Annotated in this window: 13 protein-coding genes; 12 read left to right on the forward strand and 1 reads right to left on the reverse strand. The window is 47.4% G+C overall.

What is annotated here, in order from left to right; all coding sequences use genetic code 11:
• Nucleotides 1-5: 5 nt before the first annotated feature.
• The 4 genes from ITJ88_RS10205 to ITJ88_RS10220 all read left to right on the forward strand — a co-directional run bounded on the left by ITJ88_RS10205 (nt 6) and on the right by ITJ88_RS10220 (nt 6,161).
• Nucleotides 6-1,529 carry an alpha-amylase family glycosyl hydrolase gene (locus ITJ88_RS10205; protein WP_195865601.1) on the forward strand — a complete coding sequence of 508 codons (1,524 nt, stop codon included), beginning with the start codon at nt 6-8 and terminating at the stop codon, nt 1,527-1,529.
• 34 nt (nt 1,530-1,563) lie between these two features.
• On the forward strand, nt 1,564-2,595 hold the full coding sequence (locus ITJ88_RS10210) for a LacI family DNA-binding transcriptional regulator (RefSeq protein ID WP_035398727.1): 1,032 nt from the start codon (nt 1,564-1,566) through the stop codon (nt 2,593-2,595).
• Nucleotides 2,596-2,822: 227 nt separating this feature from the next.
• Nucleotides 2,823-5,123 carry a glycoside hydrolase family 65 protein gene (locus ITJ88_RS10215; RefSeq protein WP_195865602.1) on the forward strand — a complete coding sequence of 767 codons (2,301 nt, stop codon included), beginning with the start codon at nt 2,823-2,825 and terminating at the stop codon, nt 5,121-5,123.
• Between the two features lie 186 nt (nt 5,124-5,309).
• Nucleotides 5,310-6,161, forward strand: coding sequence for a YitT family protein (locus tag ITJ88_RS10220; RefSeq protein ID WP_195865603.1), 852 nt, complete (start codon nt 5,310-5,312; stop codon nt 6,159-6,161).
• 50 nt (nt 6,162-6,211) lie between these two features.
• Here the strand turns inward: ITJ88_RS10220 and ITJ88_RS10225 are convergent, their stop codons facing one another.
• Nucleotides 6,212-7,021: a Cof-type HAD-IIB family hydrolase gene (locus ITJ88_RS10225; protein WP_195865604.1), complete on the reverse strand. Its 810-nt coding sequence runs from the start codon at nt 7,019-7,021 to the stop codon at nt 6,212-6,214.
• Nucleotides 7,022-7,219: 198 nt separating this feature from the next.
• On the opposite strand from ITJ88_RS10225, the gene ITJ88_RS10230 reads away from it, so the two are divergent.
• The 8 genes from ITJ88_RS10230 to aroE all read left to right on the forward strand — a co-directional run bounded on the left by ITJ88_RS10230 (nt 7,220) and on the right by aroE (nt 14,047).
• The gene (locus tag ITJ88_RS10230; protein WP_023467415.1) at nt 7,220-7,414 is read left to right on the forward strand and encodes a YjzD family protein; all 195 of its coding nucleotides are present in this window, start codon (nt 7,220-7,222) and stop codon (nt 7,412-7,414) included.
• Nucleotides 7,415-7,477: 63 nt separating this feature from the next.
• Complete coding sequence (gene iadA, locus ITJ88_RS10235; RefSeq protein WP_195865605.1) at nt 7,478-8,611, forward strand: beta-aspartyl-peptidase; 1,134 nt, start codon at nt 7,478-7,480, stop codon at nt 8,609-8,611.
• A 13-nt stretch (nt 8,612-8,624) separates the two neighbouring features.
• A complete protein-coding gene (locus ITJ88_RS10240) occupies nt 8,625-9,113 on the forward strand; it encodes a thioredoxin family protein (RefSeq protein ID WP_023467417.1) in 489 nt (162 codons plus the stop codon).
• Nucleotides 9,106-9,885, forward strand: coding sequence for a phosphatidylserine decarboxylase (locus ITJ88_RS10245; protein ID WP_195865606.1), 780 nt, complete (start codon nt 9,106-9,108; stop codon nt 9,883-9,885). Before ITJ88_RS10240 ends, ITJ88_RS10245 begins: the two co-directional genes overlap by 8 nt.
• Before the next feature lie 50 nt (nt 9,886-9,935).
• A complete protein-coding gene (locus ITJ88_RS10250) occupies nt 9,936-11,285 on the forward strand; it encodes an ArsB/NhaD family transporter (RefSeq protein ID WP_195865607.1) in 1,350 nt (449 codons plus the stop codon).
• A gap of 136 nt (nt 11,286-11,421) precedes the next feature.
• On the forward strand, nt 11,422-12,006 hold the full coding sequence (locus tag ITJ88_RS10255; protein ID WP_195865608.1) for a YqeG family HAD IIIA-type phosphatase: 585 nt from the start codon (nt 11,422-11,424) through the stop codon (nt 12,004-12,006).
• 143 nt (nt 12,007-12,149) lie between these two features.
• On the forward strand, nt 12,150-13,259 hold the full coding sequence (gene yqeH / locus ITJ88_RS10260; RefSeq protein ID WP_023467421.1) for a ribosome biogenesis GTPase YqeH: 1,110 nt from the start codon (nt 12,150-12,152) through the stop codon (nt 13,257-13,259).
• Nucleotides 13,259-14,047 (forward strand): shikimate dehydrogenase, encoded by a 789-nt coding sequence (gene aroE, locus ITJ88_RS10265; protein WP_058265063.1) that lies wholly within the window; start codon nt 13,259-13,261, stop codon nt 14,045-14,047. The genes yqeH and aroE overlap by 1 nt, the downstream gene beginning before the upstream one ends.
• Nucleotide 14,048 lies beyond the last annotated feature (1 nt).

Here is a 14,048-nt window from a genome sequence, read left to right on the forward strand (position 1 = left end):
GCGGCATGAGACGAGGCATAATGCTTCTCCTCTTGCCGCTTCTCTTGTCTATCGGGCTTCAACCGATGACGGGTGAAGCAGCAGGTTGGGAAAAAGAACGAATGTATTTCATCATGGTGGACCGGTTCGAGAATGGCGATCCGAGTAATGACCGAGAGGCGGATCCTGAAAATCCAAAAGCGTTTCAAGGTGGCGATTTAGCAGGCGTGACGAAACGTCTCGATTACATCAAGGAAAAGGGATTCACGTCGATTTGGTTAACGCCGATCTTTAAGAACCGTCCGAATGGTTATCATGGATACTGGACGGATGATTATTACGAGATTGATCCGCACTTCGGAACAAAGGAAGAGTTTAAACGTCTCGTCAAGGAAGCACATGAACGGGATATCAAGGTCGTCCTTGATCTTGTCGTCAATCATTTAGGACCAAATCATCCAATGGTGAAAGAAAAACCGGAGTGGTTCCATAAAAATCAACCAATCATGAACTGGAATAACCCGTCGGAAGTCGAGAATAACTGGCTGTTCGATTTACCGGACTTCAATACGGAAAATCCGGAAGTCGTCGATTATTTAGTTGATGTCGCAAACTACTGGGTCGATGAAACGGGTATAGACGGATACCGGCTCGATACGGTTCGCCATGTGCCAGCCTCATTTTGGGAAACGTTTATCCCAGCAGTCAAAGAAAAGCATCCAGACTTATTCTTGTTGGCTGAAGTATTCGATGGAGATCCGCGAAAAATCGCGTCCTATTCAAAATTAGGTTTTGATTCCGTGACGAACTTCCCGTTTTATTATGGAGTCAAGGATCAGTTTGCCCGCAAAAATGGTTCAGCGGAAGAGCTCGATTCAGTTTATAATCGAGATACTACGTTTAATCCGAATGCCAAGGGACTTGCAACCTTCATTGATAATCATGATGTCAAGCGCTTCATCACGGAAGCAAAGATTGGTGGAGCAGATGAAGAGGAGCGGCAGCTTCGATTAGCGCTGTTCGCACTCTATGCTGCACCAGGGATGCCGATCGTCTACCAAGGAACAGAGGTGGCGATGCCAGGTGGTGAGGATCCTGGAAACCGGATGATGATGACATTTGATCAAAATAAGAAGATGCAACAGTACGTAAAAACGTTGAACGAGATGCGTCAGGACTACCCAGCGTTTGCAACAGGGAAGCAACGCTTGATCGCAAAAACCGATCATATGGCAGTCTACTCACGGGAGACGAAACAACAACAAGTCGTTTACGCGATCAATCTTGGAGAAAAAAAGACGAGCTTACGCGTGTCTGCGAAAGAAATCGGTGATGACCAGCGTTTAAGAGGACTTTTATTCTCAGACTTGGTGCGTCAAGATGGTGACGCCTATGAGATCACGCTTGATGCAAATAGTGCGAACAGCTATGTCATCGAAAAGTCACAAGTCAACTGGTGGTCGATCATCGCAATTGGTGCGATTGCTCCGATTTTAGCGCTCATACTTCTTCTCGTTCACCGTAAACGCATGCAACGTCAAACAAAATAAAATACTTAACTAGGGGAAATGTGAGGTGAAGGGGATGCAGGTAACAATCAAGGATGTAGCACGGGAAGCGAATGTCGCACCCTCGACGGTATCACGCGTCATTGCGAATAGTTCACGCATCAGTCAAAAGACGAAGGAACGGGTGCGGCAGGCGATGGATGAGCTCGGATATTATCCGAACGTTCATGCTCGCAGTCTAGCGAATCGAACGACACAAGCGATTGGTCTCGTCATGCCAAGTGCTGCAACAAAAACGCTACAAAACCCGTTCTTTTCGGAGGTCATTCGAGGAATCAGTACAAAAGCGCATCAAAATGGATATTCGTTATATATGACGACAGGTGTCTCGGAAGAAGAAGTATATGAAGGTGTCGTCTCGATGGTTCAGGGCCGTCGTGTCGATGGTGTCGTCGTACTGTATTCCCGTACGGATGACAAAGTCGTTCAATTTCTGCAAGATTCGAAGTTTCCGTTCGTCGTCGTCGGAAAACCATTCAGTGATTCATCACATGTCACGTATGTCGATACGGACAATTATCTAGCCGGTCGCGAAGTGACGAAGTACTTGCATCAACTTGGGCATGAGTGTATCGCATTCGTCGGAGGCGCACAGGACCTAGCTGTGACGCAAGAACGTGTCGGGGGTTACAAGACGGCTCTCATGGAAGAGGGGATTCCGATTCAAGAATCCTACATCGTCAGTGCACCATTCATGACGACAGGAGGCGCCGAGGCAGTCAAACGACTGATGTCGCTTGAACATCCGCCGACGGCCGTCGTCGTCAGTGACGATATGATGGCACTTGGTGTCATGAGTACCCTCAATGAAATGGGTATCGGTGTGCCGGATCAAATGGCCGTCGTCAGTTTCAATAACTTGTTCATCGCAGAATTCTCAAGCCCGCCGTTGACTTCTGTTGAAATCAATATTTTCGGACTTGGTTTTGAGGCGACGAATTGTTTGATTGAACAAATCAATGAAGATGCGACCCCTTATGGGAAGCGCGTCATCGTCCCGCATTATCTCGTCGTCCGTCAGTCTTGTGGCGGAAAATCTGAAGCATGAAACGACAGTCTATTTTTAAGCCGATTGGTTTAAAAATAGACTTTTTTTGATTCAAATGGATATCGATTTCTAGTAAAAGGAAGCGGTTGCAGAAAAAGAAATTTATTTTCGTGCAAACGATTGCATTGATGCTTTTTATGTGTACAATAAAGAATGTATAGTATAGATGAAACGCTTACATGATCAGGGTGACCGACATGCGTAGCATAAAAAGGAGCGACTTGACGATGAAACGACTTTTTGAGGTCAATGAGTGGAAAATTACAGAGCTTGGTTTTCATCCAGAAGATAATCGATTGGCAGAATCGATGACATCGATCGGAAACGGTCATATGGGAATGCGCGGGACGTTTGAAGAAGAATACACAGGGGACACGCATCAAGGCATGTATGTCGCAGGTGTTTACTATCCGGATAAGACACGTGTCGGCTGGTGGAAAAACGGTTATCCGGAGTACTTCGCGAAAGTACTCAATGCTGTCAATATCATGGGATTGAAAGTATCCGTCAACGGAAAAGCTGTTGACTTGAACACGTGGGAAGTCGTTGACTTCAAACGTGAACTTGATATGCAACATGGTGTATTGACGCGGGCGATGTTGTTGAAGCATGGAGAAGAAGAGATAAAAGTCGAATCCAAGCGCTTCTTCTCGATCGTCGATAAAGAAATCGCTGCCTTGCAATATACGGTGACACCTGTCAATTTCGAAGCAGAAATCGTCATTGAATCGTATCTCGATGCGGATGTTGAAAATGAAGACTCGAACTATGATGAGAAGTTCTGGCTTCCTGTCGAACACGGAATTGAAGAACGGTTCGGTTATGTGACATCAAAAACGAAAAAGCTCGATTGGCATGTGACGGCAGCGATGATCACGGATGTCGAAGGCGCACGGTGTGAAGTCGTCGATGGCAATACGCAGTACGTCGCGAATCGTTTTACGAAACAAGCCGCAGTAGGTGAAGGTGTCACAGTCGAAAAATTCGTCGCACTCGTAACGAATCGCGACCATGAAATCGATGCGTTACTGGAGCAAGCGATGAAACGGGTTCACGTCGCATTCGAATCAGGCTTTGAACCATTGCTTGCGACACATGAAGCCGCTTGGTTGCACCACTGGGAAGAAGCGGATGTGAAAATTGAAGGTGATGTCGAGGCACAGCAAGGGATTCGATTCAACATCTTCCATATGTTCCAAACGTACACAGGTGAAGATTCACGCCTGAATATCGGACCAAAAGGATTCACGGGCGAGAAGTATGGTGGTGCGACGTATTGGGATACGGAAGCGTACTGCTTGAACTTCTACCTTGCGACGTCGAAACCGGAAGTGGCTTGGAATTTACTCAAGTATCGCCACAACCAATTGCCGCAAGCGAAAGAAAATGCGGATAAGAATGTCGGCATGAAGGGTGCACTTTATCCGATGGTAACGATGAACGGAGAAGAGTGCCACAACGAGTGGGAAATCACGCATGAGGAAATTCACCGGAATGGTGCGATCGCACATGCGATTTATAATTACACGAACTACACGGGAGACACGTCTTACCTTGGACAATACGGGTTTGAAGTGTTAGTCGAGATTGCTCGCTACTGGGCAAGCCGTGTCAATTACGTCGCGCATAAGGACGTCTACATGATTCTTGGCGTGACGGGACCAAACGAATATGAGAACAACGTCAACAACAACTGGTATACGAATCTGATTGCGGCATGGTGTCTCGAATATACACAGACCGTTCACCGTCATTTAGCGCAAGAAGAGCCAGAACGTCTGCAAGAACTCATGCATCAATTAGCATTGACGGATGAGGAGTTGGCGAAGTGGGCAGATATCGACGCGAAGATGTATTATCCGAAAGATGAAGCAGCACCTGGGATCTTCATGCAACAAGATGGTTTCATGGATAAGGAGCAAATCTTGGTCGCTGAACTCGATCCGAAACATCTCCCGCTAAACCAGAATTGGTCATGGGACCGGATCTTGCGCTCTGTTTTCATCAAACAGGCAGATGTCTTACAAGGTCTCTACTTCTTGACGGATCGCTTCAGTGTAGAAGAGAAAAAAGCAAACTTCGATTTCTATGAACCACGTACGGTCCATGAATCGTCACTATCACCATGTATCTATTCAATCATTGCAGCAGAAGTCGGTTATGAGGAAAAAGCGGTCGAACTGTACCAACGCTCAGCACGACTTGACCTCGATAACTACAACAATGATACGGAAGACGGGTTACACATCACGTCGATGGTTGGATCATGGATGTCGATCGTTCATGGGTTTGCTGGATTACGGGTGGCGAACGATACGTTATCCTTCAAGCCGATGTTGCCAAAAGGATGGACGAGTTATACATTCCGGATGCAATGGCGCGGTCATCATATCCATGTCCATGTACAGCCGAATGCCGTCGAAATCGCCCAAACAGAAGGCGAAGCATTCAGCTTAAACGTTCATGGAACGACTGTGGAAGTTCCAGCAGGAGGACAGATTACAGTTCCTGCTTCGATGACAGTATAAGAGAAAAAAAGAACCGATTTTTGAGTCGGTTCTTTTTTTGTGTGTAACAAGAAGCAGGACACCTTTGTCACAAATGAAAACGCCATCATGAAAAAGAACATCAATCTTTGGAAATCTTGACTATCCGGCGACATTTGAATGTGCTAAAGTGTTTCAAGATAGTTATGAATGAGAGGAGAACGGCGTGTGACAGCAGTAGTAAAGGAAAGTATGTTAAAAGTGATCGTGGCTTCGATTGGGGGATTCGTCATTGCCGTTGCCATGAACTGGTTTTTGATTCCGAGTGGTGTCTATTCGACTGGATTTACAGGGCTTGCCCAAATCTTGACGCAAGTCCTTCAAAATACCGCGTTCGCGTTTGGGGAAAACGTTTGGTTCTTGGCGTTGAACATCCCTTTAATCGTGCTCGCATGGATCATGTTAGGTCGGAGTTTTACAATCGTCACCTTGATTTCAGTCTTGGCAACGACGATTTTCATTGGTCTTATTCCTCAATACGCTGTCATACCAGGTGATCAGACACTGAATGCAGTGTTTGGAGGGGTTTTGCTTGCGATTGGTACCGGTATCACGATTAAGTTCGGTGCTTCGACGGGTGGTTTCGATATCGTTGCCCTCATCTTTGCTCGTTTCTCCGATCGTAGTGTCGGCTTGTATCTGTTCGTCTTGAATTTCTTGATCGCATTATTAGCAGGAGCGTTGTTCGGTTGGTCGACTGCTTTATACACAATCGTCTTCATCTATGTGACGTCTAAGGTCGTCGATGAGATTCATACGAGCAATCAGCGTCTAACGATTTTCATCGTCACGAATCATGCGGATGACATCACGACGGCTTTGCATCAGCACATCATTCGAGGCATCACGCAAATTCCTTCGATTGGTACGTATTCTCGAGCTGAAAAAGCGACGTTGATGATGGTCATCGAGCGTCACGAATTACGGGACATTGAACGAATTTGCCGGGAAGCGGACGAGACAGTCTTCATCAACGTCGTCGCAACGGACTCGGTCGTCGGATACTTCCGAAAAGGATAATGAAAAAGGCACTTGCTCTGCAACATGCAGCAAGTGCCTTTTATCTGTTTTCATGCGAGCCCGAGGACGTGTCTCAAGTAATAGGCGATCCCGTCATCTTCATTTCGCTTCGTCGTGCCGTTTGCCAGATGCTTCAGCGCGGGGATGGCATTTCCCATCGCTACACCGTGTCCAGCATACTCGATCATCTCTAAATCGTTTTCCTCATCACCGAAAGCAATGATTTGTTTAGAGTCAATACCAAGGTGATGCGCGATATGGGCAAGACCGACCGCTTTGCTTGTACCTTTTCGCATCACTTCGACCATGAATTCAGGCTTCACCCATTGACGATTGAGTACCGTCTCGGCATGAATACCAGATAATTCGGAGCGGATCTCATCGACGTGTTCTCCTTTGGCATGAATCAAAAGAGATGTTGGTTCATGCATAAGCACCTTTCGTAAATCTCCGGTCGTGACGGATAAGGCATGGTCGGTATAGAATTCGTAAATGCCAACCGGATCATATTGAAAATAGACATGATCTGTGACTTCGCAGACGATGTTTTGTGTTTTCGTCTCAGCGACAGATTCTAAAATATGTTGAACAGTTTTTAATGGAATCGGATGATGCTGGACTTCAAAGTGGATGTCTTGTGGATGATGGACGAGACCACCGTTAAAATTAACGATCGGTGTCGTCAAACCGAGCTGTTCGTAATATTTCCTGGCGTGACGAAATGGTCGTCCGGTTGCGATGACGACTTCGTGACCGTTCGCACGCGCACGCTGGAGCGCAGCGATGTTCGCAGCGCTGATTGTCTTATCATCTTTTAAAAGGGTGCCGTCGAGATCGACAGCGATTAAGTGACGGGTCATGATGAAATCCTCCGCTTTCTTTTCGTTAATTCTACTGTAGCATATGAAACGATTGTCCTTCGTATGAAACGATTAAGTTTTTCAAGGAAAAGAAAGCGCTTGAAAAAATTAGAGAAAAGCTGTTGCTTGGATTAAAAAATGGTATACTACAAATCGTAGGATAACTCTATAGTACGTTATGGAAACGGAGGGGAAATCATGCGTTTTCTCGTTACATTCTTTTGGTCATTCTTACTCGTGAACACGGCTGTGTTCATCGTATCGGCAGTTGATGCAGTAACGTATAGCTTCGGATTCGCGACAGCTATGTCTGTCGTCACTTCACTTGTCGTCTTCGCACTCGATGCCGTCAATGAAGATTTAGGTCTTGGTCAAGGGACTAAGGCAGAATAAGGAAAAGCGAGATGTCGTCACTTGGGCGATAGGCTCGCTTTTTGTCTTAAGGAGGAATGAACGATGATCGTCATCGAACAGGTTCTGTGGCAAGAGATGCCGCAAAATGTCTACATCGCAGGAAATCAGATCATCGGAATCGGTTCCTACACCATAGATGAAGCACTGATCACGCAACGGATTGATGGTCGCAACAAACGGCTAGTCCCCGGATTCATCGACGGACACTTACATCCGATCGGTGGAGGTGGAGAAGGCGGATTTGCCACGCGAACGGCTCCGTTGACTGTTCGTGACATATTCGAAGGCGGTGTCACGACGGTCGTTGGATTACTCGGAACGGATGGTTGGACACGAACAGGAATTGACCTACTGGCACACATACGGGGATATGCTGCATCTGGTATCCGTCCCTTTCTATTAAGCGGAAGTTATATGGTTCCGCCGGTCTTCCTGACGCAATCGACAGGACATGATATCGTCCTCATCAATGAAGTGATCGGTATCGGAGAGATTGCCATCAACGATCACCGATCGACACAACCAACGGCTCATGAACTCGCGCGATTAGCGTCAGAAGCCCGAATTGCCGGCATGGTCAAAGGCGTGTCGGGAACGATGAACGTCCATATCGGAGACGGGAAACAAGGGCTCGATCTATTACATGAGGTGATCGACACGACCGATCTACCGATTCAACAATTCCTTCCGACACATATCAATCGGAGTGCACGGATTTTTGAGGCAGGACTCGCCTGGGCGAAACGGGGAGGTCGAATCGATTTTACGACGTGTACGACGGAAACTTTCATTGCGGAAGGCGAGATTCCAGCAGGACAGGCTGTCGCCCGTGCTTTAGCAGCGGGAATTCCACTCGAGCAGATCACGATGTCGAGCGACGCTGGCGCAAGTCTTCCGGCATTTGATGAGGCAGGTCGATTAGTGCGAATTGATACAGGAAAACCCTCTTCCTTGATGCAAGCCGTACGCGATGCAGTGGAGCATGGTGTTACTTTTGATCAGGCAATCGCGACGATCACGCGGCATGTCGCGGATGCATATGGTATACCGGGCGGGCGAATCGCGGTTGGAGAACGAGCGGATCTGTTACTGATTGATGACGCTTTGCAAATCGATACGATTCTTGCGAATGGTCATGCTATAATGGTTCAGAAAAAATGGCTAATACCAGAATGACGGAGGGATAGACGTGTCAAAGAAGTCGAAACGTAAAAACACGAAAAAACCGCAATCCAAAGCGAATTGGATTACAGCCGGAGTCATCGCCTTGATCGTATTGGTGGGGGGATTACTTCTTGTCTTCACGGATCGAGAAGATTCTGCATCGAAGAACGGCAATCTAACGGCTACACAAGTCGCAGATAAAGTAAAATCTGGCGATGAATTCTATACGTATTTCTATCAAACGGGTTGTGTTCACTGTGAAAAAGTAAAACCATATCTCGTCCCGCTTGGTGAAAAACAAGACATCCCATTCGAACAGATCGATCTTGCTGTCGAGCAGTCGGCTTGGGATACGTTTGGCATCGAGGGTACACCAACTGTCGTTCACTTTAAAGACGGTAAAGAAGTCGGACGCGTAGCAGGTGAACAAACAGAAGACAGCTATAAAGAGTTCTTCGCTGGAAAAGACGTAAAGGACTCAAAAGAAGAATCATCCGGTGATCTCAATGATTAAAAAATGGTTTTACTCTCGCGTGTTCGAATTAAATGGACACCCGCTTGTTGCCAAACAACTGAAACGTTTTGCGATGAGCCGTATCAGTCGTCCGTTCATCCGTCCGTTCGTTCAGGCATACAATCTAAATATGACAGAAGCGACTCGGAATTTAGAAGCGTATTCGAGTTTACATGACGTTTTCATTCGTCATGTCAAACCGGAAATGCGACCGATTGATCAATCAGAAGGCGCATTCGTCAGTCCGTGTGACGGTGTGCTATCCGTCGTTGACGACTTGACGGCTGATAGCCGCTTTACTGTCAAAGGACAATCGTATACGGTATCTGAGTTACTCGGTTCCCATCACGAGGCACAGCAATATGTTGGTGGACGTGTGATGATCTTTTACTTAAGTCCGCAAAACTACCATCGTGTTCATGTGCCGATGGATGGAACAGTCCGGACGAGCTATACGCTCGGTCGCGATTCAGCACCAGTGAATGAGATCGGTCTCACACATGCGCTTCGTCCATTGACGCGGAACTACCGTCGTGTGACGCGCATCGTCCAAGGAAAACATGCACTTGAACATGTCATGGTCGGCGCACTGAACGTTAACTCGATCGTTCGGACGAACGAGTCGAAGGACCTTCGTCGCGGGGATGAGTTCGGATACTTCTCATTCGGTTCGACGGTCGTCCTGATTTGTCCGAAAGGTGCATTGACGTTAGACAGTCAGGCGATTGGACCAGTTTTAATGGGGCAGCGCCTCGGACAATGGCATTCATGAAAGCGAGGCGCCCGTTTTGGGCGTCTCCTTACGTTTAGGAGGAATGAATCATGCCGGCACTGGCATTAGCAGAAATCGGAAGTACACAGGTCCAAACGTATATCGCACTCATCATTTTTTTAGTGACCTATGGCTTCATCATCAGTGAAAAAGTAAGTCGGGCGATCGTCGCCTTGCTTGGAGCGCTCGCGATGGTCATCATCGGTATCGTGGACCTTGAAACTGCATTGTTTGAATATATTGAATGGGGAACGATCGTCTTATTGATCGGCATGATGATTCTCGTCACGATTGCCAACCAATCTGGCTTGTTCGAATACATCGCGATCCGTGCTGCGAAGACGACGAAAGGTGATCCGATCAAGGTACTGATTCTACTATCCGCATTGACGGCACTTGGATCTGCATTCCTTGATAACGTCACGACGGTTCTATTGATCGTTCCGATCACGTTTTCGATTACGAAGATACTGAAAATCGCGCCGTTTCCATTCTTGCTCGCAGAAGTCCTATTTGCGAATATCGGTGGGACGGCGACCTTGATTGGAGATCCACCGAACATCATGATTGGTGCTGCGAATCCACACTTGACGTTCAATGCTTTTTTAGTGAATCTTGCACCAATCATCCTCGTCATCACGGTCGTGACGATCGGCATCCTGTATTTCATCTTCCGGAAGCAGTTGCATGTCGAAGCGGAAGATCGACAAAAACTGATGGAAATCGATGAGAAGAGTTATATCGTTAGTCGAAAATTGGTCACGCGAAGTAGTATCGTTCTCGTCAGTACGATTGCGTTGTTCGTGTTACATCCGGTGCTTGATCGAATCGGACTTCATCTCGAAGCACCGGCGATTGCGATTCTTGGAGCGACCGTCCTGATGTTGCTGACGATTGAAAACGATCATCAGCTCGAAGGGATTTTTGCTCGTATCGAGTGGACGACGATCTTCTTCTTCGCCGGATTGTTCGTGCTCGTCGGCGGGATTCAGGAAGCGGGCATCATCCGCTACCTCGCTGAAAAGACGATTGATTTGACAGGCGGTGATATTCAGACGACAGCGACTGCTGTTCTTTGGTTGTCTGGTATCGCCAGTGCGACGATCGATAACATCCCGTTCGTTGCGACGATGATTCCACTCATCAACGATGTGGCTGCTGGAATTGGATTATCACCAGCAGATGCGAAAGTGGACGTGTTATGGTGGTCCCTCGCACTCGGTGCATGTCTTGGTGGTAACGGGACATTGATCGGTGCATCGGCGAACGTCATCGTCGCGGGTCTCGCGACACGACAAGGTGAAAAATTCACCTATATGCGCTTTTTGATTTACGGAGCACCGATCACGATCGTGACGTTGATTCTATCTCAACTCTATTTGTGGATTCGGTATTACTAAGAAAACGGAAGGTCCGCCTTCCGTTTTCTTTTGTGCGTCGCTCTTGCTACCTGATTGTGCTATAATCGAACGATAAGAGCATAACTGTTTCTTAAACTTAACTATAGAGCTAGACCATTATCTGGAGGTTTTATTCTTGTTCAAACGACTTTATCCGAAACATTTCGTGGCTTCGATCTACGATATCGACCTTGAAATGCTCAAACGAAACGGTGTCAAAGCGATTTTGACCGATCTTGATAATACGCTCGTCGCATGGAATATCGCAGATGCTCCAGACGAATTGGTTGCTTGGCTGGATATGGTGAATAATCAATTTGGTTTCGACGTCATCATCGTATCGAACAATAACGGAGACCGCGTCAAGAAGTTCGCGGATCCACTCGGATTGCATTATATTGCGCCTGCTCGAAAACCGCTTCCTATCGGGTTTAAACGGGCACTGACGGAATTCGGTTATCACGCGAAGGAAGTTGTCTTCTTAGGAGACCAACTCTTTACGGATGTACTCGGTGCAAACTCCGTTGGAATCGAAGTCATCCACGTTCAACCTGTCGTTAAGACGGACGGTGTCGTCACGAAATTCAATCGCCTGATGGAACGTGTCATTTTCCGCCGGATGAAACGCAAAGGAATCTATAAATTGACACAACGCGTCAAGGAAGATCCTTCTGCACTGGAGCATCCGATCGAAACACTTCGTCAGGATAAGCAACAATAACCCTGTCAGATCGGTAGATGAAAGGGAAGGCAGCAGTCGCAACATGTACGGCGAGAGGTCGGAAGTTACGCTCTTGGAGTAGCGAGCAGGGCGCTACGGTGAAAAGAGAAGGGATATCGTTCCCGCATGCGGCTCAACATAATATGATCGAAGAAATCCACTGCGCTGGCTGTGGTGTCGCCATTCAAACGGAAGACACAAAAGCACCAGGGTACGCACCTAAATCTGCACTTGATCGTGAAATGGTCATTTGCCAACGTTGCTTTAAATTAAAGCACTACAATCAAATTCAAGATGTATCGTTATCGGACGATGATTTCGTTAAAATCTTAGACGGAATCGGTCAAAAAGATGCACTTGTCGTTAAAATCGTTGATATCTTCGATTTTAATGGAAGCTGGTTACCGGGATTACATCGGTTCGTCGGTAAAAACGACGTCTTACTCGTCGGGAACAAAGCCGATTTATTACCGAAGTCACTCAACCCGAACCGTCTCATGAACTGGATGCGTCAAGCATCGAAAGAACTTGGATTACGTCCAGTCGACGTTCATCTGATCAGTGCGAAAAAAGGGCACGGAGTCGATGAACTCGCTGAAAAAATCGATTATTATCGAAAAGGTCGCGACGTCTATGTCGTTGGTTGTACGAACGTCGGGAAATCGACGCTGATCAACCAAGTCATCAAACGCTTCGGTGAAGAAGATGAAGCCGTCATCACGGTCAGTCACTTCCCAGGAACGACACTAGACTTGATCGACATTCCACTCGACGATAACTGTAACTTGTATGATACACCAGGGATCATCAATCATCATCAGATGGCTCACTATGTTGATGCAAAGGACTTGAAGCTGATCACACCGAAAAAAGAGATCAAGCCACAAGTCTTCCAAATCCATCCGCAACAGACACTCTTCTTCGGAGGTCTTGCACGATTGGACTATATGGAAGGGAACAAGCGTTCATTCGTCATCTACATGTCGAACGAATTGAAAGTTCACCGGACGAAGCTTGAAAAGGCAGACGATTTATATGCGAACCACAACGGTGAGCTGTTGTCTCCGCCAAACGAAAAGACGCGTGAGATGCTACCGCCGCTTGTCCGTCATGAATTCAGCCTCCGCGACAACATGAAGACGGATATCGTCTTCAGTGGACTCGGGTGGGTTGCGGTTCACGGAAAAGGTGGACGTGTCGCTGCTTACGCCCCGAAAGGTGTCGCTGTATCCTTACGTGAGGCGCTCGTCTGATGCGCTTTGCCGTCATCGGTCATCCGATTGCCCATTCACTTTCACCTGAGCTGCATACAGCTTGGCTGGAAGCGGCTGGGCTTTTCGGCTGTTATGACCTCATCGATGTAACGGAGCAGCAATTGCCGCAAATCATTACGAAATTACGCACACATCAGCTAGACGGAATCAATGTGACGATTCCGCATAAAACAGCAATCATTCCGTATCTGGATCGGCTAGAGCCGGCAGCTCAAAAAGCAGGCGCCGTGAATACGGTATATCGGCAGGATGGGCAGTTGATTGGTGCGAATACAGATGGAATCGGATTCGTCCGCGCGTTGACAGAACGTCGTCCGTCATTTCAAAAGACGCTCGTTCTTGGTGCGGGCGGTGCGGCGCGAGGCATCATTGCTGCGTTGCCCGGAGATGTGACGATTACGAATCGTACAGAAGAACGCTCTAAGGCAGTTGCCGATGAATTCGGAGCAACCGTTCTACCATGGCAAGAAACATTTGATTTAACAAGCTATGACGTCATCATCAATACGACTTCTGTCGGGATGGCGCCACATATCGAGGCGCGTCCGATCGAATTGACGGAGACGCACGCCTTGATTTGTGATATTATTTATCGACCGACGCCGACCCGTCTATTGCGTGAAGCGACCGAAAAAGGTCTCGACACACTTGACGGCGTCCCGATGTTCGTCTTACAAGCGGCTGAAGCATTTGAACGCTTCACCGGACAAGCACCTGACCTTGCACTTGGCGAGCAGGTGATACGAAAGCAATTGGAGGAATTTTAAT

This window comes from Exiguobacterium abrahamii (genome assembly GCF_015645365.1).
Taxonomy (GTDB): Bacteria; Bacillota; Bacilli; order Exiguobacteriales; family Exiguobacteriaceae; genus Exiguobacterium_A; species Exiguobacterium_A abrahamii.